General features: G+C 58.4%; 1 protein-coding gene. It reads right to left on the reverse strand.

All coding sequences use genetic code 11. From position 1 onward, the window contains the following. On the reverse strand, positions 1-867 hold an 867-nt coding region (locus NKI35_RS31280), incomplete at both ends, for an adenylate/guanylate cyclase domain-containing protein (protein WP_352742657.1).

The raw sequence follows: 867 nt of genomic DNA on the forward strand, positions 1-867 counted from the left end.
TGATTGCCGCCTTCTGCCGCATTGACAAGCTGCACATTGACGCGCAACCGCTTGTTGGATCGGCGGGCGCTGCCCTCAAGAATATACCTCACACCCAGATCGCGAGCGATCTGACGGACGTCGGTGGGTTTGCCTTTATAGGCGAAGGTGGAGTTGCGGGCGATGACGAAGAAGCCGGACACATTCGACAGATCAGTGATTATGTCCTCCGTCAGCCCGTCGGTGAAAAATTCCTGTTCGGAATCGCCACTCATGTTGATGAAGGGCAGCACGGCAATCGAAGGTTTGTCGGGCGGTGCGAGCGGCTGCGGAGGATTCTGTATAAAAAGGGGCTTGGTTGGTGCTGTGGGCTTTGCCTTGGAGGGAACGCCGACCTGTAGCGAATAAACCCGGACCGGATCGGTGATGTTCTTGAGCTGAACCTCACCGCGATCGTTGATCGCGATATCGAGCCTTGACTTTACCTGCCAATAGGCTTGCTCGGAAAGACAGATATTGCCAGGTTCGCAGATACCTTCTAGGCGCGCGGCGATATTGACGCCATCGCCCATCAGGTCGCCGTCGCGTTCTTGCACGACGTCGCCCAGGTGAATGCCGATACGGAACTCGACGCGGCGATCATCCGGCACCCCGGCATTGCGCTCAACCATGGCATTCTGCACTTCGATCGCGCAGCGCACTGCTTCTACCACGCTGCTGAACTCGACTAGGCTTCCGTCGCCTGTGCGCTTGACGACGCGACCACGATGAACGGCGATTGTGGGATCGATGAGATCGCTGCGCAACGCCCGCAGCCGTGCCAAGATGCGATCTTCATCTGCGCCGGCTAGCCGGCTGTAGCCGACCACATCCGAGACCAGAATCGCT

This window comes from Mesorhizobium sp. M0676, assembly GCF_040320535.1.
Taxonomy (GTDB): Bacteria; Pseudomonadota; Alphaproteobacteria; order Rhizobiales; family Rhizobiaceae; genus Mesorhizobium.